The following is a 20,541-nucleotide window of genomic DNA, read 5'->3' on the forward strand; positions in this document are numbered from 1 at the left end:
ACCAAAGCGTGAACCCCACTGCCTGCACAAGGGGTTCGACCGGGGCGCTCTGGGGGCCGAGTCGGGGCCACTCTTGACCGGGCCATGCCAGGGGCCCACGATGGCCCGCACAGAGGTACCGCCCGTACCGCATAGCGCACACCTCGCTCGCATCACTTGCATCACTTGTGTCGCACTGAACTACCCCCCACATCTCCAACCCCCCACATTCTCAGGAGACTTCATGCGACTCCGCATACGCGGAAAACAGTCAGCGATACTCGCGGCCCTCCTCGCGGTCGCGATCGCCGCGCCCATCAGCGCCAACGCATCACCCGTCGGCGAGGACCCGAAGCCGTCGGCCGAGGCCGCCGGCGGCGGCGGCGGCGGTGACGAGCAGATCCGTCAGTACGAGATCCACGGGCCCTCGACAGCGCAGGACCGTACGGCCATCGCCTCCGCCGGTGTCTCCGTCGACGAGGCCGACGACCACTCCGTCGTGGTCTCGGCCACCGCCGCGCAGGCCGAGAAGCTGCGCGCGCTCGGGCACAAGCTCGACATCCTGCCCGCGCCGCCCGCCCGGACCGGCGGCAAGAAGGTGAGCGCCAAGGACTTCCCGCCCGCCGACGCGAAGTACCACAACTACGCCGAGATGAACGCGGAGATCGACAAGCAGATCGCCGCGCACTCCGACCTGATCAGCAAGAAGGTCATCGGCAAGTCCCACGAGGGCCGCGACATCATCGCCGTCAAGATCAGCGACAAGGTCGGCGAGGACGAGGCCGAGCCCGAGGTCCTGTTCACCCACCACCAGCACGCGCGCGAGCACCTCACCGTCGAGATGGCGCTCTATCTGATCAAGACCCTCGGCGGCGAGTACGGCTCCGACGACCGCGTGAAGAAGATGGTCGACGAGCGCGAGATCTGGATCGTGCCCGACATGAACCCGGACGGCGGCGAGTACGACATCGCCTCCGGCTCCTACCGCAGCTGGCGGCTCAACCGCCAGCCCAACCCGGGCGGCGACACCGGCACCGACCTCAACCGCAACTGGGCCCACAAGTGGGGCTGCTGCGGCGGCTCCTCGGACACTCCGGGCTCCGAGACCTACCGGGGCGAGTCCGCCGAGTCGGCCCCCGAGACCAAGGTCGTCGCGGACTTCGTGCGCAGCCGTGAGGTCGGCGGCAAGCAGCAGATCAAGTCGGCCATCGACTTCCACACGTACAGCGAACTGGTCATGTGGCCCTACGGCTACACCACCGACGACACCGCGGACGGCCTCACCCAGGACGACCGGGACGCACACGCGGCGGTCGGCGAGAAGATGGCAGCGTCCAACGGCTACACGCCCGAGCAGTCCAGCGACCTGTACGTCACGGACGGCACGATCGACGACTGGCTGTGGGGCAACCAGAAGATCTTCTCCTACACCTTCGAGATGTATCCCTCGTCGTCGGGCGGCGACGGCTTCTACCCGCCCGACGAGGTGATCGACCGGGAGACGAGCCGCAACAAGGACGCGGTGCTCCAGTTCCTGGAGAACTCCGACTGCATGTACCGCTCGATCGGCAAGGAGGAGCAGTACTGCAAGGGGTGAGCCTCAGTCGTATGTGAGCCACCGTCAGGGGTGAGCGAGCGCCCTTGAGGACCCGGGACCGGAGTGAGCCCGGCGGATCAACCGCCGTGGCCACTCCGGTCTTCGGCGTTCCGGTGAGTTTGGCCCGAGGCGCCTATTGACCGGCCCATGCCACAGGCCCACCATGAGCCCGCACACGAGGACCCGGTGTACCGGATATCGCACATCGCCACCGGCAGCACTCTCTGCACGAGTAGCAACTCCTGCACTCTCCGCACCTCTTGCGCCTCTTGCACCCCTTGCACCCCTTGCACCTCCTGCACGTCCAGCACATGCGTCGCACTGAGTCACCCCCACCCCTCAGGAGACATCCATGCGACTTCGCATCCGCGGAAGACGTTCAGCCGCACTCGCGGGGATACTCGCCCTCGCCCTGGCGGCGCCGCTCAGCGCCAGCGCCTCGTCCGACGGCAGGGACCGTGCCGCCGAGGACGAGATCCGTCAGTACGAGATCCATCTGCACTCCAACACCAAGGTCACGCGCACCGCACTCGCGAAGACCGGAGTGGCCATCGACGAGTCGGACGGCCATGTCGTGGTCGTCTCGGCCCGCGCGGCCCAGGCCGACAAGCTCAGGAAACTCGGCTACGAGCTCGCACCGCTCGGCGCCGTCCCGGACCGCACGGGCGGCAAGGACGTCACGCCGCTGGACTTTCCGCCGGCCGACTCGCGGTATCACAACTACGCCGAGATGAACACGGACATCAACGCGGCGCTGCAGAAGCACCCGAACCTGATGTCCAAGCGCGTCATCGGCAAGTCCTACCAGGGCCGCGACATCATCGCGATCAAGATCAGCGACAATGTCGCGACCGACGAGGCCGAGCCCGAGGTGCTCTTCACCCACCACCAGCACGCCCGCGAGCACCTCACCGTGGAGATGGCGCTCTATCTGATCCGTGAACTGGGCGACGACTACACCACCGACGCCCGGATCAAGAAGATGGTCGACGAGCGCGAGATCTGGATCGTCCCCGACCTCAACCCGGACGGCGGCGAGTACGACATCGCGACCGGCTCGTACCGCAGCTGGCGCAAGAACCGGCAGCCCAACTCCGGTTCGTCGTACGTCGGCACCGACATGAACCGCAACTGGAACTTCAAGTGGGGCTGCTGCGGCGGCTCTTCGGGCAACACCGGCTCCGAGACCTACCGCGGCACCGCGCCCGAGTCGGCCCCCGAGGTGAAGGTCGTCGCCAACTTCGTGCGCAGCCGGGTCATCGGCGGCAAGCAGCAGATCAGGACCGGTATCGACTTCCACACGTACAGCGAGCTGGTCCTGTGGCCGTACGGCTACACGTACAACGACACCGCCCCGGGCCTGACCCAGGACGACCGGGACGCCTTCGCGACCGTGGGCCGCAAGATGGCCGCGAGCAACGGCTACACCCCGGAGCAGTCCAGCGACCTCTACATCACGGACGGCTCGATCGACGACTATCTCTGGGGCGCCCAGAAGATCTTCGGCTACACCTTCGAGATGTATCCGCGCTCGGGCAGCGGCGGGGGCTTCTACCCGCCCGACGAGGTGATCGAGCGCGAGACGAGCCGCAACCGCGACGCGGTCCTGCAGCTCCTGGAGAACTCCGACTGCATGTACCGCTCCATCGGCAAGGAGAGCCAGTACTGCACCGGGTGAGTCAGCCCTGCGGCGCGGTACGGCCGCCGAGGTAGTACCCGAGCACCGGAGCGAGCTCCGCGAACCACTGCTGCAGCCGCTCCGGTCGCTTGGCGTCGACCCGGCACTCGTAGAACGCCCCGCTCGCATGCGTCACGCCGACGAGCAGCCAGTTGCCGTTCCCCGTGTAGTGGACGTTGCCGATCTGCTGCCAGGGGAAGTCCGCGGTCTGCCCGCCCAGCTCGAAGGAGACACCGTCCGCGTCTACGACGACCGCGTTGCGCGGGTCGGTGGCGAGGAACTCGGGGCCCTGCGGGGGCGGCGGGGGAAGCGGGGGCTGCGCGGGCGGGTAGGCGGGGGGCGGCGGACCGAATGACATGGGAAAAAGAGTAAAGCGCCGGGTGGGCCGCTCGACCGGCCCACCCGGCGCTCTCCCTGTCGGCGGGGAGCCGCGCCGTCTCTGCCCGCGGGGAGCTACACCAGCAGGCTCAGCACCGCGGCCACCGCGAACCCGGCCACCGAAAGCACCGACTCCAGGACCGTCCACGACTTCAGCGTGTCCCGCTCCGAGATCCCGAAGTACTTCGCGACGATCCAGAAGCCGCCGTCATTGACATGCGAGGCGAAGATCGAGCCCGCCGAGATGGCCATGATGACCAGGGCGAGGAAGGCCTGCGAGTGGCCGCCGCCCTCGACGAGGGGGACGACGATGCCCGCGGTCGCGACGATCGCCACGGTGGCCGAGCCCTGGGCCACGCGCAGGACCACGGAGATCAGATAGGCGAGCACGATCACCGGCAGGCCCATGCCGTTGAAGGCGTCGGCGAGTGCGTCCGCGATGCCGGAGCCCTTGAGGACCGCGCCGAAGACACCGCCGGCGCCGACCACGAGCAGGATGTTGCCGACCGGCTTCAGGGACGCGGTGGACACCTGCTCCAGGGACTTGCGGGACCAGCCGCGGCGCAGACCGAGCAGGTAGTACGCGAGGAGCAGCGCGATCGTCAGGGCGACGAAGGGGTGGCCGAAGAACTCGATGACCGAGCGCAGCGTCGAGGGGTCGAGGGCGATCGAGGAGAACGTCGCGGCCAGGATCAGGACCAGCGGCGTACCGATGATGGCGAAGACCGTGCCGAGCGCGACCGGCTTCTCCGGGGCCTTGGCGCCCGCCGCCTCCCGCTCGGCGGCGACGGCGGCCTTGGCCTCCTCGGTGGCCTCCAGCATGTCCTGCGGCACGGGCACGAAGAGACGGTTGCCGATCCAGGTGGAGTAGGCCCAGGCGGCGAGCACCGCGGGGATGCCGCAGACGATGCCCATGATGATGATCCAGCCGAGCGAGACCTTGAAGAGCCCGGCGGCGGCGACGGGTCCGGGGTGCGGCGGCAGGAAGGCATGGGTCATCGACAGACCCGCGAGCAGCGGCATCGCGTACAGCAGGATGGACTTGCCGGAGCGCTTGGCGGCGGCGTAGACGATCGGCGCGAGCACGAAGATGCCGACGTCGAAGAAGACCGGGATACCGAAGATCAGGCCGGTCATACCCATGGCGAGCGGAGCGCGCTTCTCGCCGAAGAGGCCGAGCAGCCGGCTGCTCAACACCTCGGCGCCGCCGGACACTTCGAGGATCGCGCCGAGCATGGTGCCGAGGCCGATGATGATCGCGACATGGCCGAGGATGCCGCCCATACCGGACTCGATCATGGAGACGGCGTCGGATTTCTGGACGGTGCCGAAGAGTTCGGTGACCGAGAGACCCGCCGAAAGGCCGACCGCGATGGAGACCGCGAGCAGGGCCACGAAGGGCTGCAGCCTGACCTTGATGATCAGGAAGAGCAGCAGGGCGATACCGAGGACCGCGACGGTCAGCAGACCGGCGGTGCCGTCTATGAGAGTGAGGAGACCGCCCGTGTGGGGTGGTGGCTCGGGGGCGGGCGCGGCGGCGGCAAGCAACATGGGGGGAACTCCATTGTTCGTTACGGGGCTTGCGGGCAGGGCGGATCACGGCACGGCGCACCCGGGATGCGGGGCGCCGTGCCGGTGGGAGTCCGGGGAGCTAAGGGCACGTCGGCGCAGACGTCAGCCGAGGACGGCCAGCGCGTCGATCTCGATGAGCAGACCCTTGGGAAGACCGACGTAGACGGTCGTACGGGCGGAGGCGGGGGCCTTGAGGCCCTGCTCCTCGAAGTACTCGTTGTAGATCTGGTTCATCTCGGCGAAGTGGTCCACGTCCGTGAGGTAGACGCGCATCATCATCACGTCGTCCCAAGTGGCGCCGCCCTCTTCGAGGATCGCCTTGACGTTGGCGAAGGTCTGCAGGGTCTGCTCGCGCAGGGTCGGGCCTGCGGGGGTGGGGGCCTTGCCCTCTTCCGCCGGAAGGAAGCCGACCTGACCGGCGACCTGCAGGATGTTGCCCTTCTTCACACCGTGCGAGAACTTCGCGGGCGGGGTGGTGTGGGTGGCGGGGGTCAGGGCGACCTTCTCGTTGCTCATGAACTGTCTTCCTTCTGAGGGGTGTTGGGTGCTGCGTGCGAAATACATGGCTTACGTGGGCGTATGACTTACGTGGGCGTGTGCCCCGAGTACTCCCGGCTGACGGCCTCCGCGGTGCGGCGCACCAGGGGCAGCAGGGAGAGGAGTTCCTCGGCGGTGACGACGACATTCGGCGCGGAGACCGACATGGCGGCGACGACGCGCCCGTCCGCGCCGCGAATGGGGGCGCCGACGCAGTTGATGGACTCCTCGTGGCCACCGAGGTCGGTGGCCCAGCCCTGTTCCCGTACCGTCGCGAGCTCCTTGAGGAAGGCCGCGGCGCTGGGGGTCGAACGGGCCGTGTACATGGGGTAGTCGAGCTTCTCGGCGACGGCGCGCCGCTCGGGCTCGGACAGATCGGCGAGCAGCAGCTTGGCCACGGCGGCGACGGTGATCGCGACGGGCTTGCCGATCCGCGAGTACATGCGCACCGGGTAGCGGCTCTCGACCTTGTCGATGTAGAGGACTTCGTTCTCCTCGTACACCGCGAGATGAACGGTGTGCCCGACCCTCTCGTTCAGCTCGACGAGGTGGGGATGCGCGATCTCCCGTACGTCCAGGTTCTCTACGGCCTCCTGGGCGAGCGCGAAGAGGCGGGCGCCCAGGCGGTAGCGCTGGTCGGACTGGCGGTAGACGAGGCCGTGCTCGTGCAGGGTGCGAAGGAGCCGCAGGGCGGTCGACTTGTGCACGTCGAGCCGCTCGGCGACCTGCCCCAGATCGGCGGGCCCCTCGGCGAGCAGCGGCAGAATGCTCAGCGCCCGGTCGACGGTCTGGCTCATGTGGTCACTACCTCCCCGGTTGCGGCACCGGCGGTCGGCGAACCGGGGCCAAGGCGCAGTGTGCCCCACGCCTCGGCGGGCAGCGCCGCAAGGCGGTCGGCGTCGGCGCGGGCGGGCGGTGTGCCCAGGTCGCCGGGGACGGTGAGCGCGGCGGCGGCCATGAGGTGGCCGTGCCGCAGCCGGGCGGCGACGGGCAGGGCGCGCAGGGTGGCCGAGAGGAACCCGGCGGCGAAGGCGTCCCCGGCCCCGACGGCCGCGACGACATCGACCTTGGGGGCGGGTTCGTACGTGGCCTCCGTACCGCTGCCGAAGGCCGTCGCACCCCGGGCCCCCTGCTTGACCACGAGGGTCGCGGGCTCGGGCAGCGCGGCCCTGATCGCCACGGGCCCACCGGTGATCCCCCAGGCGGCCTCGGCCTCGTCCTCACCGACGAACACGAGATCGCTGCGGCGCGCGAGGTCAAGCAGCACGGGCCCCGCCTGCGCGGGCTCCGCCCACAGGTGGACGCGGTAGTTCACATCGAAGGACACGAGCGGCCGGCCGGCCCGGTGCTCGGTGAGATCCCGCATCAGGGCGAGGCAGTCGGCGGAGAGGGCGGCGGTGATACCGGAAAGATGAAGAACACGGGCACCGGCGAGCGCGGAGAGGTCCATGTTCCGCGAAGACATGGCGGACGCGGCGGACCCGGCCCGGTAGTAGGCGACTTCGGCCTGGCCGGCGTTTGCCTCATGTTCCGAGCCCGGCTCATCAGGCACCGTCGACCCTGCCGACGCCACGGGGCTCCGCCCCGGACCCCGCTCCTCGAACGCCGGAGAGGCTGAGTTTGGGCCCCGCTCCTCAAGTGACGCGCCCCCGGGGCGAAGCCCCGTCGCCCGCTCTCCCGCCGTACGGAAGTAAATCCCCGTGGGCCGCGAAGAATCCCGCCCGACACCCGACGTGTCGACACCGCACGCGGCAATCGCGGAGACCAGATGATCCCCGAACCCGTCCGAGCCGACCCGGCTCACCCACTTCGCACGGTGCCCGGCCAGGGCAAGCGCGCAGGCGACATTCGACTCCGCACCCCCGATCCCGCGCTCGAAGGACGGCACATCGGCGAGCCGCCCGGGCCGCGTGGGCCGGAACGTGACCATGGACTCACCGAGGCAGACGACGTCGGTCCCGACGTCTTGGGCCTCTCGGAGGGGTCCTGACACGTTCACAGTGGGCACGCTTGAGCTCCTTCACAGCCGTTCCGGGCGCCATTGACCCGGCGTTGGCTCGGATGTTAGACAGCAGTAAGCGAAATACGCAATAGGTGTTGCACATGTTGCAACGCACGGTTGCAGCCAGCCCTCAGGAGGCCCCCATGGCAGCCGACAACGCGGTCGGACAGCACACGGAACTGACCCAACTCGCCGACGAGCGCGTCGACTTCCGCTTCAAGGGGCTGCCGCCCGACGCCGACGGACTGACCGTTGGCGAGCTGGCCGCACAGGGCCGCAACCTCTTCACCGGCGGCTTCACCACCCCCGTCCTCGCCCTCTCGGCCGAGTGCGTCGCGCACAACCTGGCCCTCATGGAGACCTACTCCACCCGCCACGGCCTGGCCTTCGCCCCGCACGGCAAGACCTCCATGGCCCCCGAACTGTTCGCCCGCCAGGAGCGGCACGGCGCCTGGGGCATCACGCTCGCGGTGCCGCACCAGGTACGGGTCGCGCGCGCCCACGGCTTCCGCCGGATCTTCCTCGCCAACGAACTGGTCGACGCGGCGGCCCTGCGCTGGCTCGCGGCCGAACTGACGGCGGACCCCGAGTTCCGCTTCGTCTGCTACGTCGACTCCGAGCGCGGCGTCGAGCTGATGGACGCCGCCCTGCGCGAGGCGGGCGCGACCAGGCCCGTCGACGTCGTGGTGGAGCTCGGCGCGGGCGACGGGGCCCGTACCGGCGTACGCACGGAGGCCGAGTGCGCGGCGGTGGCGGACGCGGTGGCCACCGCCCCGACCCTGCGTCTGACCGGTGTCGCCGGCTACGAGGGCGAGGTGCCGCAGGCCGACCCGGAGCGGGTGCACGCCTGGCTGCGGCGCCTGGTCGCGCTCGCGGCGGAGTTCGACAAGGCGGGACGGTTCGCCGGGCTCGACGAGATCGTGGTCAGCGCGGGCGGCAGCGCGTGGTTCGACGCGGTGGCGGATGTCTTCGCGGAGATCCCCGAACTGTCCGCCCCCGTCCTGAAGTTGCTGCGCTCCGGTGCGTACGTCTCGCACGACGACGGCCACTACAAGGAGCTGACCCCCTTCAACCGCGTGCCCGAGGAGGGCACCCTGCAGCCGGCCTTCCGCCTGTGGGCGCAGGTGGTGTCGCGGCCGAACCCGGAGCAAGCGTTCACCAACGCGGGCAAGCGGGACGCGGCGTACGACCTGCATCTGCCCGCGGCGCAGGTGGTGCGGGACGCACGTGACGGCTCGCAGCGGCCGGCCACCGGTATCGAGGTCACCGGTCTCTCCGACCAGCACGCCTGGCTGCGGACGTCGCCGGAGGCGGACCTGGAGGTCGGGGACTGGGTGGGCATGGGCCTCTCCCACCCCTGCACGTCCTTCGACAAGTGGCAGTTGATCCCTCTGGTCGAGGCGGACGGCACGGTCACGGACTACATCCGCACGTACTTCTGACCGCCGTCGCCCCCTCACCCGGCAACCGGGGCACCGCAGATCGCCCTGCGGGCTCGTCCTCAAACTCCCCCAGCTACCGCTGGGAGGTGCCCCCCCCAGGACGGGCTGATTCTCATGAGAGGCAGCACACCCCACCATGGACCTCCTCATCCGCGACGCCCGCGTCATCGACGGCACCGGCGACGCCTCGTACCGCGCCGATGTCGGCATACGGAACGGCCGGATCGCCGAGATCCGGAAAGAGGGCGGTGGGCCGCGGCCCACCGCCGCGGAGGTGATCGAGGCCGACGGCCTCGCCCTCTCCCCCGGCTTCATCGACATGCACGCCCACAGCGACCTCGCCCTGCTCCGCGACCCCGACCACAGCGCGAAGGCCGCCCAGGGCGTCACCCTCGAAGTCATCGGGCAGGACGGGCTCAGCTACGCGCCGGTCGACGACCGCACCCTCGCCCAGGTCCGCCAGGCCATCACCGGCTGGAACGGCGACGGCAGCGATATCGACTTCAGCTGGCGCACCGTGGGCGAGTACCTCGACACCCTCGACCGCGCCCACGGCGGCAACGGCATCGCGGTGAACGCCGCGTACCTCATCCCGCAGGGCACCGTCCGGATGTACGCCGTCGGCTGGGACGACCGCGACGCCACGCCCCAAGAGCTGGACCGGATGCGGCAGTTGGTGGCCGAAGGCCTGGAGCAGGGAGCCGTCGGCATGAGTTCCGGGCTCACCTACACGCCCGGCATGTACGCCAAGGACTCCGAACTGGCCGAGCTGTGCCGGGTCGTGGCGGCGTACGACGGCTACTACTGCCCCCATCACCGCTCCTACGGCGCCGGGGCCCTGGACGCGTACCGGGAAATGGTGGAGCTGACCCGTGAGGCCGACTGCGCCCTGCACCTCGCGCACGCCACCATGAACTTCGGCGTGAACAAGGGGAAAGCGCCCGATCTGCTCTCCCTCATCGACGACGCCCTCGGTTCCGGCGCCGACATCAGCCTCGACACGTACCCCTACACCCCGGGCTGCACCACCCTCGTCGCGATGCTGCCCAGCTGGGCGAGCGAGGGCGGCCCCGACGCGATCATGGCGCGGCTCCGGGACGACGAGACGGCCGAGAAGATCCGCCACCACATGGAGGTGATCGGCGCGGACGGCTGCCACGGGGTGCCCATCGAGTGGGACACGATCGAGATCTCCGGCGTCTCCGACCCCGGGCTCGCCTCCTGTGTCGGCAAGACCATCGCCGAGTCCGCCGGGATGCGCGGCGAGGCACCCTGGGTCACCGCCCGCCGGCTGCTCCTCAACGACAAGCTGGGCTCCACGATCCTCCAGCACGTCGGGCACGAGGAGAACGTCCAGGCGATCATGAAGCACCGGGTGCACACCGGCGGCAGCGACGGCATCCTGCAGGGCTTCAAGCCGCACCCGCGGGCGTACGGCACGTTCCCGCAGTACCTGGGGCGCTACGCACGGGAGTTGGGCATCCTCAGCCTGGAGGAGACCGTCGCCCATCTCACCTCGCGCCCCGCCGCCCGGCTCCGGCTGCCCGACCGCGGCCTGGTCCGCGAGGGCTACCGCGCCGACCTCGTCCTCTTCGACCCGGACACGGTCGCCGCGGGCTCCACCTTCGAGGCGCCCCGCACCCTGCCCGTCGGTATCCCGCACGTCCTGATCGACGGCCGCTTCGTCATCGAGGACGGCCGGCGCACGGAGGTGCTCGCCGGCCGTGCGGTGCGCCGCACCCCCAGGGCCTGAGACAAGGGCCCTTGGACCGGGGCCCTGAGACCGGGACCTGAGGCGGCGACCGCCTGGGTGGTGTACCTCACTCCCGTGGCCCGCCCCCGCCACTTCCAAGCCCCGCCCACCGCGCGGCCCGGCAATCCGCACGTGGCCGCCGGTCGGGGCCTCACGATGGAAGGCGGCGGCGGGCGCGGTCCGGTTCCCCCGCGCCCACGTGGGCTTAAACACCGCGCGCCAGGACGAAACACGCTCGTAAAGTTGCCGCATGCAGCTGATCCAGTCGACGAAGCTCGCGAACGTCTGCTACGAGATCCGGGGTCCGGTTCTCGAGGAGGCCATGCGGCTCGAAGCAGCAGGCCATCGCATCCTCAAGCTCAACACCGGCAACCCCGCGGCATTCGGCTTCGAGTGCCCGCCGGAGATCCTCGAGGACGTCCTGCGCAACGTCGGCAGCGCCCATGGATACGGCGACGCGAAGGGCCTGCTCGCGGCCCGGCGCGCGGTGATGATGCACTACCAGACCCTGGGCGTGGACTCGGACGTCGAGAACGTCTTCATGGGCAACGGCGTCTCCGAGCTGATCGTGATGGCCATGCAGGCCCTGCTCGACGACGGCGACGAGGTGCTCGTACCCTCCCCCGACTATCCGCTGTGGACGGCCGCCGTCTCCCTGTCGGGCGGCACCGCGGTGCACTACCGCTGCGACGAGCAGTCCGACTGGATGCCCGATCTCGCCGACGTGGAGCGGAAGGTCACCGACCGCACCAAGGCGATCGTGATCATCAACCCGAACAACCCGACGGGCGCGGTCTACAGCGACGACGTGGTGCGCGGCCTCGCCGACATCGCCCGCCGCCACAACCTCCTGGTCTGCTCCGACGAGATCTACGACAAGATCCTGTACGACGGCGCCACCCACACCCCGACCGCCGCCCTCGCCCCCGATCTGCTCACCCTCACCTTCAACGGCATGTCGAAGGCGTACCGGGTGGCCGGGTACCGCACCGGCTGGATGGTGATCTCCGGGCCGCGGGCGCACGCCGAGTCGTATATCGAGGGCCTGACGACCCTCGCCAACATGCGCCTGTGCGCGAACATGCCCGCACAGCACGGCGTGGTCGCCGCGCTCACCGGGCGGCAGACCATCGACGACCTGGTGCTGCCCGGCGGCAGGCTGCTTGAGCAGCGCGACACCGCGTACGACCTGCTCACCCAGATCCCGGGCGTGACCTGCGTCAAGCCCAAGGGCGCGCTCTATCTCTTCCCGCGGCTCGACCCCAAGATCTTCAAGATCAAGGACGACCGGCAGATGGTCCTCGACCTGCTCCGGCAGGAAAAGATCATGGCCGTGCAGGGCACCGGCTTCAACTGGCCGGAGCCCGACCACTTCCGCATCGTGACCCTGCCCCAGGCCTCCGACCTGGCGGAGGCGGTCACCCGGATCGGGAACTTCCTGGACGGCTACAGCCAGCCGTGACCGCGGCGGCGGCCGACATGTCCGCCGCCGTATCCCGGCCACTTTCCGACCCGGCAAAACTTTAGACTGCTTCTAAGCTAGGATGGCTTCCTGAGAGTTCAGGAGGCCATCCACCATGTACGAACCGATCCGCAGCAAGTCGGTCCACACGATGGCCGGCGCCCAGGACCAGAACTTCCCGCATCGCTCGCGCGAGGAGGAGCTGGACATCCAGCTCGCCGGTCACCTCGCCGCCCTGCTCGCCGTCACCGACGAGCTGCGGGGCCTGGCCCCCGATGCCGAACTGGACGCGGGGGCCGAGCAGTTGGCCCTGCAGATCGCCCGCCTGCGCGGCGGTCTGCCCCCGGTCCGCTCGACCGTCGCCGCCGCCATCCACGAGCCCGACCTCGCGGCCCTGCACCAGCGCGCCCACGCCCTCGCGGGCCGCGCCCTGGTCGTCGCCGCCTCCCGCGCGGACACCGCGGCGGCGATCCTCGCCGCCGAGCGGATGGACGCGCACGCGGCCGCCGCCGCGCACACCGGCGATCTCGTCGGCACCCCCTGATCGGCCCCGGTCCGCGGCCGGGGAGGCCGCGGACCGGGTGCCACCCACGCTTCGCGGATGTGCGGTGCCTCATCTGCGGGTACGTCGTGGCTTGTCGCGCAGTTCCCCGCGCCCCTTTGGGGCACGGTTCAGCCCGTCACGCGCACCGTCGCCTCCGCCGATGAGGCCGTGTGCAGGGCGTCGCCCCCGTAGCTGACGGCGTAGACCGTCCTGCCGCGCTTGTTCGGCAGATCCCTGATGCGGAACGTCCCGTCGGAGGCCACCGCCGCCGAGGTCAGCTCCCCCGTCGTGCCGAACCGGTCCGTCCGGGTCACCTTCAGGCTGATCCCGGAGGGCAGCGCGCGCCCCTGGGCGGTGAGCTTCCCGGTGATCTCGACTCCGTCCGCGCGGGTCGCCTCGGCGGGCGCGGTCAGCGCGATGGCGGTCGGCGCCTTCGCGACAGCGACCGTGACCGTGACGTCCTCGGCCGGACGGTGCGTGACATCGCCGAGGAACCGCAGGGTGTACGTCGCCTCGCCGACCCGGTCCGGCACGTCGAGCACGGTGAAGCTGCCGTCGGCCGCGACCTTCGCGGCCGCCACCTCCTGCGTCCCGTCGGCGTCCTTGCGGACCGCCGTGACCTTCACGGGCTCGGCGGGCGCGGGCCCGTCGAGCTCCAACCGGCCCCGGATACCGAGGGGTTCACCGACCACGGCCTGCGCGGGCGTGGTGCTGAGCCCGCCCGTGAAGCGCGAGTCGTACTGCGCGGCGGGCGGCTGGATGACATGCAGCCAGTGGCTGCTGGCGCCGTTCGAGGTCACCGCGAAGAGCCGCGAGCCGTCCTTGGACCAGGCCAGGCCCTGCGGCACGACCCGCGCCCCGTCGAGCTCCCCTTCGAAGGCGAACTCCAGCGGCGTGCCCCCGGCCGCCGGGTCGGCGGGCTGCACCAGCAGGTCGGCCGCACTGCCCGCGGCGACCGCGCCCCGCGCCACGTACTTCCCGTCACCGCTGAACGCCACCGCCGAGGCCTTCGCGCCGTCCGCGAGCGGCTGGTAGCCGGCCGGGGCGTCCGTCAGGTCACCGGCTTCGAGCAGCCGGGTGCCGTACGCCGCGTCGGCCACGGCGATCCGCTTGCCGTCGGCGCTCTGGGCCATGTCCTTCAGATCGAGGGCGCCCTTGCCCTCGGCGTCCGCGAAGCGCCGCGAGGGGCCCCGTACGAGCGTGTCGCCGCTCGCGTCGAACGTGGTGAGGAACGCGTTGGCCGCATCGCCCGCGCCCGCCTGCCCCATCACGAGCCGGTCCGGCGCCTCGGGCCCGGCCTCCAGCTTCAGCCGCCCCTCGGCCCGCCAGCCGGTGTCGACCGCGTAGGGGTCGCCGACCCCGTACAGCAGCGCGCTGTTGTCGGGCCGGTCGCAGTACGAGTCGTAGTACGGCGTCTCCGTGAACCACGCCTTGCCGCCCGCCACGGCCACGTCCCGGCCACAGGCGACGTCGTACGGCGTGTAGGTGGCGCCGCTCCTGGTCAGCGTCTCCGTGTCGAAGGTCAGCATGCGGTTGGTCTGCGACACATGCAGCGTCGCGCCGTCGGCGCTGAGCGCCATTCCGGAGGCGGGCTGGTCCGTGGCGAGCGAACCCACCCGCTGCCCCTGGAAGTTGTAGACCAGGACCTCGCTCGCCCCGCTGCCCTTGCGGCCGTCACTGAGATAGACCCGCTCGTGCGCGGAGTCGACCACCAGCGCCCCGAACGACGAGATCGGCAGCTTCGCCACCTCGTCGGACGCGGTGGCGGCATGCGCGGCGGGTGCGCCGACGGCGACCAGTCCGGCCGAGCCGAGTGCCGTCGCGAGGGCCACGCCCATGGCCCGTCTCAAGCCCCGAGAAATGATCAACTTGTCCCCCCACAGGATCAGTTGGCGGCTTCGCGTCGATCAGCGGGCCGCCGTGCGGGACATTGAAACATGTGAGGGGGATGTGAAGGCAACGTATTCAAAGTGTGTTCCGGTACGGGAGTCACCGGCCTGCACACGCGGAGGGGCCCGCACCTCACGGTGCGGGCCCCTCCGGAAGGCGTGCGGTCAGCCGAGGCGCTGCACCAGCGCCCGGTACTCGTCCCACAGCTCCTTGGGCGTGTGGTCACCGAAGGTGTTGAGGTGCTCGGGGACCAGCGAGGCCTCCTCGCGCCAGACGTCCTTGTCGACGGTGAGCAGGAACTCCAGGTCGGAGTCGGCCAGTTCGAGGCCCGCCGTGTCCAGGGAACCGGCCGTCGGCAGGATGCCGATGGGGGTCTCGACGCCTTCCGCCTTGCCGTCGAGACGCTCGACGATCCACTTCAGTACGCGGCTGTTCTCACCGAAGCCGGGCCACACGAACTTGCCCGCCTCGTTCTTGCGGAACCAGTTCACGTAGTAGATCTTCGGCAGCTTGTCCGCGTCCTTGCCCTTGGCGACATCGACCCAGTGGCCCATGTAGTCGCCCATGTTGTAGCCGCAGAACGGCAGCATCGCGAACGGGTCGCGGCGCAGCTCGCCGACCTTGCCCTCGGCGGCGGCGGTCTTCTCGGAGGCCACGTTGGCGCCGAGGAAGACGCCGTGGTTCCAGTCGAAGGACTCGGTAACCAGCGGCACGGCGCTGGCGCGGCGGCCACCGAAGAGGATCGCCGAGATCGGCACGCCCTTGGGGTCCTCCCACTCGGGCGCGATGATCGGGCACTGGGAGGCGGGGACGGTGAAGCGGGCGTTGGGGTGCGCGGCGGGCGTCCCGGACTCGGGCGTCCAGTCGTTGCCCTTCCAGTCGGTGAGGTGCGCCGGAGTGTCCTCCGTCATCCCCTCCCACCAGATGTCGTTGTCGTCGGTGAGCGCGACGTTCGTGAAGACCGAGTTGCCCCAGAGGGTCTTCATGGCGTTGGCGTTGGTGTGCTCGCCGGTGCCGGGCGCGACACCGAAGAAGCCGGCCTCGGGGTTGATCGCGTAGAGCCGGCCGTCCTCGCCGAAGCGCATCCAGGCGATGTCGTCACCGATCGTCTCGACCGTCCAGCCGGAGATCGTGGGCTCCAGCATCGCGAGGTTGGTCTTGCCGCAGGCGCTCGGGAACGCGGCGGCGACGTACTTCGACTCCCCCTGCGGCGGCGTGAGCTTGAGAATCAGCATGTGCTCGGCGAGCCAGCCCTCGTCGCGCGCCATGACGGACGCGATGCGCAGGGCGTAGCACTTCTTGCCGAGCAGCGCGTTGCCGCCGTAGCCCGAGCCGTACGACCAGATCTCGCGGGACTCCGGGAAGTGCGAGATGTACTTCGTGGTGCTGCACGGCCACGGGACGTCGGCCTCGCCCTCCTGGAGCGGGGCGCCGAGTGAGTGCACGGCCTTGACGAAGAAGCCGTCGTCGCCGAGCTCGTCCAGTACGGGCCGGCCCATCCGGGTCATCGTGCGCATCGACACGGCCACGTAGGCCGAGTCGGTGATCTCCACGCCGATGGCGGAGAGCGGCGAGCCGAGCGGGCCCATGCAGAAGGGCACCACGTACATCGTCCGGCCGCGCATCGAGCCGCGGAAGATACCGCCCTCCCGTCGCCCGCCACCACCCTTGTCCGAGGAGCCTTCGGCTCCGCCCCCCTCGACCCCGTCCTTCCCCTGGAAGATCTGCCGCATCTCGGCAGGGTCCTTCCAGTGGTTCGTCGGGCCCGCGTCCTCCTCCTTCTCGGAGCAGATGAAGGTGCGGTCCTCGACGCGCGCGACATCGGTCGGGTCGGAGGCCGCGTAGTAGGAGTTGGGGCGCTTGATCGGGTCGAGCTTCTTGAAGGTGCCCTTCGCGACGAGCTCCTCGGCGAGGCGCTCGTACTCCGCCTCGGATCCGTCACACCAGACCACGCTGTCCGGCTGCGTCAGTTCGGCGATCTCGTCTACCCAGGAGATCAGTTCCTGGTGGGTGGTCGGGACGGTGCTGGGAGCCGCGTTGTCGCGCGCCACGATTGCTCCTTGATGAGGGGTCTTATGAGGGGTTTCGAGATGTATGCCCCGTGGGGGCTGCGACCCGGATGCGTCGTAGCTGCTCATCCGGTGCCGACCGCACTCATTTGATCATCCGACCCACGCGCCCATATGTCCAGAGGGCCTCACACGTGAGCATCACCACTCGAAAGCCGCTTCAGGCATGGGCGAGCAGCGGTCCGGGTAGGACCGGAGACGGACTGCGGCCGGAGCGAGCGGCCACAGCTTCTCCTCGGGCACTGATACGCAACCTACGGTCGCGTAGGTACCATTCGGCCTATGACTGCGCCTGTCCCCGCCGCATCCACAGACGCCGATGGCGGTCCGACGCCGATAGCGCTCCCGGACCCGGTGAAACCGAAGCTCCGCGGCTGGCTGCACGCCGGCATGTTCCCGGCGGTGCTGATCTCGGGGATCGTCCTCACCGCGCTCGCCGACTCGACCCGCGCCCGTATCGCCTGCGGGATCTTCGCCCTGACCGCCTGCCTGCTCTTCGGCGTGAGCGCGGTCTACCACCGGGGCAACTGGAGCCCGCGGGCCAACGCCGTCCTCCGTCGGCTCGACCACGCCAATATCTTCCTGATCATCGCGGGCACGTACACCCCGCTGACCATGCTGCTGCTTCCGGACTCCAAGGGGCAGTGGCTGCTGTGGGGCATCTGGGCGGCCGCGGCCGCCGGGATCGCCTTCCGGGTCTTCTGGGTCGGCGCCCCGCGCTGGCTCTACACCCCGTGCTACATCGCGATGGGCTGGGCCGCCGTCTTCTTCCTGCCCGACTTCATGCGGGCGGGCGGCATCGCCGTACTCGTCCTGGTGGTCGTCGGCGGGCTGCTCTACAGCGCGGGCGGCGTGATCTACGGAATCAAGCGCCCCAACCCGTCACCTCGGTGGTTCGGCTTCCATGAGGTGTTCCACTCCCTCACCCTCGCCGCGTTCACCGTGCACTACACGGGCATTTCGATCGTGGCCTATCAGCACAGCTGAGCCGGACTCCAGCCGTCCGTTCCGTGGCCGTGGCCTCGACGCCGCGGCCACTTCCCATGCCAGGAGCGTGACGGTGGCCAGGACAAGGGCCACCACGGCGGTCGTGCCGCCGAGCACATAACCCACCACACACAGCGCCGCGAGCAGCAGCGCCAGCGCGTTCACCGATCCCCGCATATGAGCCCCCTCGATACCGATGCCCCTGCCGTATGCCATCTCGTGATCGCAGAAAGTGATGCTTCCCCCAGCACAGGGTGACATGCGCCACCGGCCATTCCCGAGCCTCAAGTGGCAAGTCTCAAGCGGCCGTTGAGTACCCCTGCACCACGCCCAGGCACACCCATGAGAAAAAATATTGACAGTGACTCCCTTTTGAGAGTTACTGTCATTTCATGGACCCCAAGGCAGCACAGCTCCACCCCCGGCGCTGGTGGGCGCTCGGCGCCCTGGTCGCGAGCACCCTCGTGCTCGGCTTCGACATGACGATCCTCAACGTGGCGCTGCCGACGATGGCCGCGCAGCTGGGCGCCTCCACCGGCGAACAGCAGTGGATCGTGGACTCGTACATCGTGGTCTTCGCCGCCCTGATGCTCCCCGCCGGACTGCTCGGCGACCGGTACGGGCGGCGCCGGATGCTCGTCGCCGGGCTCGTGGTCTTCCTGGCCGGTGCTCTCGCGGGCACGCTCGCCGGCACCCCCGCCCTGGTGATCGCCGCGCGTGGCGTGATGGGCATGGGCGCGGCCCTGGTCGCCCCGCTCTCCCTGGCCGTGCTGCCCTCGCTGTTCGGGCCCGAGGAACGCGGCAAGGCGGTCGCCGCCGTGACCGCGGCCACCGCTTCCGGGCTTCCGCTCGGGCCGATGATCGGCGGCTGGCTGCTCGACCACTACTGGTGGGGCTCGATCTTCCTGATCAACGTGCCGCTCGTCGCCCTCGGCATCGCCGCCTGCCTGTGGCTGCTGCCCGAGACCCTCCCCCATAGCCCTGAAGGCATGGGAGGTGCCCCCACCCCGTCGGCACCCCGGATCGGCGTCCTGTCGACCCTCTTCAGCGCCGCCGGGCTCGGCGCGCTCGTGCTCGGCTTCATCGAGGCGCCGGCCCGCGGCTGGTCGGATCCGCTGGTGCTCGCGCTGCTCGGCGGCAGCGTCGTCCTGGTCGCCGCCCTGGTGCTGCGGGAACGCCGGGCCGCCCGCCCGATGCTCGACCTGCGGCTGCTCGCCCGCCGCGGGTTTCTGTGGAACACCGTCACCGTGACGCTCGGTTCGTTCGTCATCTCCGGTCTGCTCTTCCTGCTGCCCGCCCATCTGCAGACGGTCCTCGGGTACGACGCCTTCGGCACCGGCCTGCGGCTGCTGCCGCTGATGGCGGGGATCGTCGTCGCCGCCAAGGCCGCGGCGCCGCTGACCGGACGGCTCGGGCCGCGCCCCGTCGTCGCCGCGGGACTCGTGGTGCTGTGCTTCGCGGCGCTGCTCGGCGCGCGCACCGGGCCCGGCGACGGCTATGTGTTCACGGCCGTCTGGCTGAGCGTCGCGGGCCTCGGTTTCGGCTTCGCCCTGATGCCCGCCATGGACGGGGCGATCGGCGACGTGCCGGCGCAGGAGGCGGGCAGCGGCTCCGCGCTTCTGCAGACCTTCAAACAGGTGGGCACCGCGCTCGGTGTCGCCCTGCTCGGCAGCCTCATGGCCGGGGCCTACGCCGGGCGTCTGGACACGTCGGGGCTGCCCGCGGCGGCGGCCGACGCCGCGGACGACTCGGTGGTGGGCGCGCATATGGTCGCCGAGCGCCTCGGCCTGCCACGGCTCGCCGCCTCCGCCGACGAGGCCTATCTGCACGGCATGGGGCTCGTCCTGGTGGCCTGCGCGTTCGCGGCCCTCGCCACGGCGCTCCTGGTGGCGCTGCTGCTGCCGAACCCGCGCCGGGCGGCGGGGCCCGATCCGGTTCCGGTTGCGGTCCACGGCGTGGCCGCGGGTCGTGGTGATAGCCGAGAATGACCGCATGACGGCAGCACGTACCCCCCTGACCCCCGCCGCCTCCGCGGACGCGCTCGGACTGCGCGAGCGCAAGAAGCTCAAGACGCGCCTCGCCATTCGCCGCGCCACCTACGGGCTGATCGAGAGTCAGGGGTACGAAGCCACCACCATCGAGCAGATCGCCGACGCCGCCGAGGTCTCCCCCTCCACCGTCTTCCGCTACTTCCCGACCAAGGAAGACATCGTGCTCACCGACGAGTACGACCCGGTCATGGAGGCCGAGTTGCGTGACCGGCCGCTCGACGAACCGATGCTGGAATCGCTGCGGTACATCATCACGGCGCATGTGCGGGCGATCCTGGAGCAGGGCGGCGAGGACGAGCGCAAGGAGCTGTACGTACGCACCAAGCTGATGATCGAGGTGCCCGCCGTGCGCTCCCGGATGATGGAGTCCATGTCCGTCACCGGCCGCCTGGTCTGCCGGGTCATCGCCGAACGCACGGGCCGCGACGCGGACGACCTGAAGGTGCGGGTCTTCGCGATGGGCGTCATCGGTTCGCTGATGGAGGCGCTCCTCTACTGGGGGGAGCACGGCTGCGAGGACGATCTGGTGGCGCTGGTGAACGAGGCGCTCGATGTGTTCAAGGACGGGTGGTAGGGCGCCCGTTGACGCCCAACCACCAG

General features: G+C 70.0%; 16 protein-coding genes. 9 read left to right on the forward strand and 7 right to left on the reverse strand.

The genetic code is table 11. The annotated features are described in order from the left end of the window. The first annotated feature begins 223 nt into the window (after positions 1-223). Positions 224-1,576 carry a M14 family metallopeptidase gene (locus ACFQVC_RS13430; RefSeq protein ID WP_381830415.1) on the forward strand — a complete coding sequence of 451 codons (1,353 nt, stop codon included), beginning with the start codon at positions 224-226 and terminating at the stop codon, positions 1,574-1,576. 352 nt (positions 1,577-1,928) lie between these two features. Next, the gene (locus ACFQVC_RS13435) at positions 1,929-3,254 is read left to right on the forward strand and encodes a M14 family metallopeptidase (protein WP_381830417.1); all 1,326 of its coding nucleotides are present in this window, start codon (positions 1,929-1,931) and stop codon (positions 3,252-3,254) included. 1 nt (position 3,255) lies between these two features. Here ACFQVC_RS13435 and ACFQVC_RS13440 read toward each other — a convergent pair whose 3' ends face one another. The 5 genes from ACFQVC_RS13440 to ACFQVC_RS13460 all read right to left on the reverse strand — a co-directional run bounded on the left by ACFQVC_RS13440 (position 3,256) and on the right by ACFQVC_RS13460 (position 7,740). Further along, a complete protein-coding gene (locus ACFQVC_RS13440; protein WP_381830419.1) occupies positions 3,256-3,612 on the reverse strand; it encodes a hypothetical protein in 357 nt (118 codons plus the stop codon). 95 nt (positions 3,613-3,707) lie between these two features. Next, on the reverse strand, positions 3,708-5,183 hold the full coding sequence (locus ACFQVC_RS13445; RefSeq protein WP_381830421.1) for a GntP family permease: 1,476 nt from the start codon (positions 5,181-5,183) through the stop codon (positions 3,708-3,710). A 123-nt stretch (positions 5,184-5,306) separates the two neighbouring features. Next, positions 5,307-5,720, reverse strand: coding sequence for a RidA family protein (locus ACFQVC_RS13450; RefSeq protein ID WP_381830423.1), 414 nt, complete (start codon positions 5,718-5,720; stop codon positions 5,307-5,309). A gap of 68 nt (positions 5,721-5,788) precedes the next feature. Next, positions 5,789-6,538, reverse strand: coding sequence for an IclR family transcriptional regulator (locus ACFQVC_RS13455; RefSeq protein ID WP_381830425.1), 750 nt, complete (start codon positions 6,536-6,538; stop codon positions 5,789-5,791). Beyond that, a complete protein-coding gene (locus ACFQVC_RS13460) occupies positions 6,535-7,740 on the reverse strand; it encodes a sugar kinase (protein ID WP_381830570.1) in 1,206 nt (401 codons plus the stop codon). Before ACFQVC_RS13460 ends, ACFQVC_RS13455 begins: the two co-directional genes overlap by 4 nt. A 146-nt stretch (positions 7,741-7,886) precedes the next feature. On the opposite strand from ACFQVC_RS13460, the gene ACFQVC_RS13465 reads away from it, so the two are divergent. The 4 genes from ACFQVC_RS13465 to ACFQVC_RS13480 all read left to right on the forward strand — a co-directional run bounded on the left by ACFQVC_RS13465 (position 7,887) and on the right by ACFQVC_RS13480 (position 12,944). Continuing rightward, positions 7,887-9,185: an amino acid deaminase gene (locus ACFQVC_RS13465; protein ID WP_381830427.1), complete on the forward strand. Its 1,299-nt coding sequence runs from the start codon at positions 7,887-7,889 to the stop codon at positions 9,183-9,185. Positions 9,186-9,321: 136 nt separating this feature from the next. Next, complete coding sequence (locus ACFQVC_RS13470; protein WP_381830429.1) at positions 9,322-10,938, forward strand: N-acyl-D-amino-acid deacylase family protein; 1,617 nt, start codon at positions 9,322-9,324, stop codon at positions 10,936-10,938. A 250-nt stretch (positions 10,939-11,188) separates the two neighbouring features. After that, complete coding sequence (locus ACFQVC_RS13475; protein WP_381830431.1) at positions 11,189-12,400, forward strand: pyridoxal phosphate-dependent aminotransferase; 1,212 nt, start codon at positions 11,189-11,191, stop codon at positions 12,398-12,400. Between the two features lie 115 nt (positions 12,401-12,515). Then, on the forward strand, positions 12,516-12,944 hold the full coding sequence (locus ACFQVC_RS13480; protein ID WP_381830433.1) for an SCO4983 family protein: 429 nt from the start codon (positions 12,516-12,518) through the stop codon (positions 12,942-12,944). A gap of 128 nt (positions 12,945-13,072) precedes the next feature. On the opposite strand, the gene ACFQVC_RS13485 is transcribed toward ACFQVC_RS13480, so the two are convergent. Continuing rightward, positions 13,073-14,782 carry an Ig-like domain repeat protein gene (locus ACFQVC_RS13485; RefSeq protein WP_381830435.1) on the reverse strand — a complete coding sequence of 570 codons (1,710 nt, stop codon included), beginning with the start codon at positions 14,780-14,782 and terminating at the stop codon, positions 13,073-13,075. 216 nt (positions 14,783-14,998) lie between these two features. Continuing rightward, positions 14,999-16,885 carry a phosphoenolpyruvate carboxykinase (GTP) gene (locus tag ACFQVC_RS13490; RefSeq protein ID WP_381830437.1) on the reverse strand — a complete coding sequence of 629 codons (1,887 nt, stop codon included), beginning with the start codon at positions 16,883-16,885 and terminating at the stop codon, positions 14,999-15,001. Between the two features lie 300 nt (positions 16,886-17,185). Here ACFQVC_RS13490 and trhA point away from each other — a divergent pair, with 300 nt between their 5' ends. The 3 genes from trhA (at position 17,186) to ACFQVC_RS13505 (ending at position 20,515) form a co-directional block, all read left to right on the forward strand. Next, positions 17,186-17,890, forward strand: coding sequence for a PAQR family membrane homeostasis protein TrhA (trhA, locus tag ACFQVC_RS13495; protein WP_381830439.1), 705 nt, complete (start codon positions 17,186-17,188; stop codon positions 17,888-17,890). Between the two features lie 392 nt (positions 17,891-18,282). Next, positions 18,283-19,878, forward strand: coding sequence for an MFS transporter (locus tag ACFQVC_RS13500; RefSeq protein ID WP_381830441.1), 1,596 nt, complete (start codon positions 18,283-18,285; stop codon positions 19,876-19,878). 4 nt (positions 19,879-19,882) lie between these two features. Next, entirely contained in the window at positions 19,883-20,515 is a 633-nt protein-coding gene (locus ACFQVC_RS13505) for a TetR/AcrR family transcriptional regulator (protein WP_381830443.1), read from the forward strand. The last annotated feature ends 26 nt before the right edge of the window (positions 20,516-20,541 follow it).

Origin of the sequence: Streptomyces monticola (genome assembly GCF_042665355.1) — a bacterium.
Lineage (GTDB): Bacteria > Actinomycetota > Actinomycetes > Streptomycetales > Streptomycetaceae > Streptomyces > Streptomyces monticola.

Coding starts and splice junctions, on each gene's coding strand:
- ACFQVC_RS13430 (WP_381830415.1), top strand. CDS start 224: ATGCGACTCCGCATACGCGGAAAACAGTCAGCGATACTCGCGGCCCTC.
- ACFQVC_RS13435 (WP_381830417.1), top strand. CDS start 1,929: ATGCGACTTCGCATCCGCGGAAGACGTTCAGCCGCACTCGCGGGGATA.
- ACFQVC_RS13440 (WP_381830419.1), bottom strand. CDS start 3,612: ATGTCATTCGGTCCGCCGCCCCCCGCCTACCCGCCCGCGCAGCCCCCG.
- ACFQVC_RS13445 (WP_381830421.1), bottom strand. CDS start 5,183: ATGTTGCTTGCCGCCGCCGCGCCCGCCCCCGAGCCACCACCCCACACG.
- ACFQVC_RS13450 (WP_381830423.1), bottom strand. CDS start 5,720: ATGAGCAACGAGAAGGTCGCCCTGACCCCCGCCACCCACACCACCCCG.
- ACFQVC_RS13455 (WP_381830425.1), bottom strand. CDS start 6,538: ATGAGCCAGACCGTCGACCGGGCGCTGAGCATTCTGCCGCTGCTCGCC.
- ACFQVC_RS13465 (WP_381830427.1), top strand. CDS start 7,887: ATGGCAGCCGACAACGCGGTCGGACAGCACACGGAACTGACCCAACTC.
- ACFQVC_RS13470 (WP_381830429.1), top strand. CDS start 9,322: ATGGACCTCCTCATCCGCGACGCCCGCGTCATCGACGGCACCGGCGAC.
- ACFQVC_RS13475 (WP_381830431.1), top strand. CDS start 11,189: ATGCAGCTGATCCAGTCGACGAAGCTCGCGAACGTCTGCTACGAGATC.
- ACFQVC_RS13480 (WP_381830433.1), top strand. CDS start 12,516: ATGTACGAACCGATCCGCAGCAAGTCGGTCCACACGATGGCCGGCGCC.
- ACFQVC_RS13485 (WP_381830435.1), bottom strand. CDS start 14,782: ATGGGCGTGGCCCTCGCGACGGCACTCGGCTCGGCCGGACTGGTCGCC.
- trhA (WP_381830439.1), top strand. CDS start 17,186: ATGACTGCGCCTGTCCCCGCCGCATCCACAGACGCCGATGGCGGTCCG.
- ACFQVC_RS13500 (WP_381830441.1), top strand. CDS start 18,283: ATGGACCCCAAGGCAGCACAGCTCCACCCCCGGCGCTGGTGGGCGCTC.
- ACFQVC_RS13505 (WP_381830443.1), top strand. CDS start 19,883: ATGACGGCAGCACGTACCCCCCTGACCCCCGCCGCCTCCGCGGACGCG.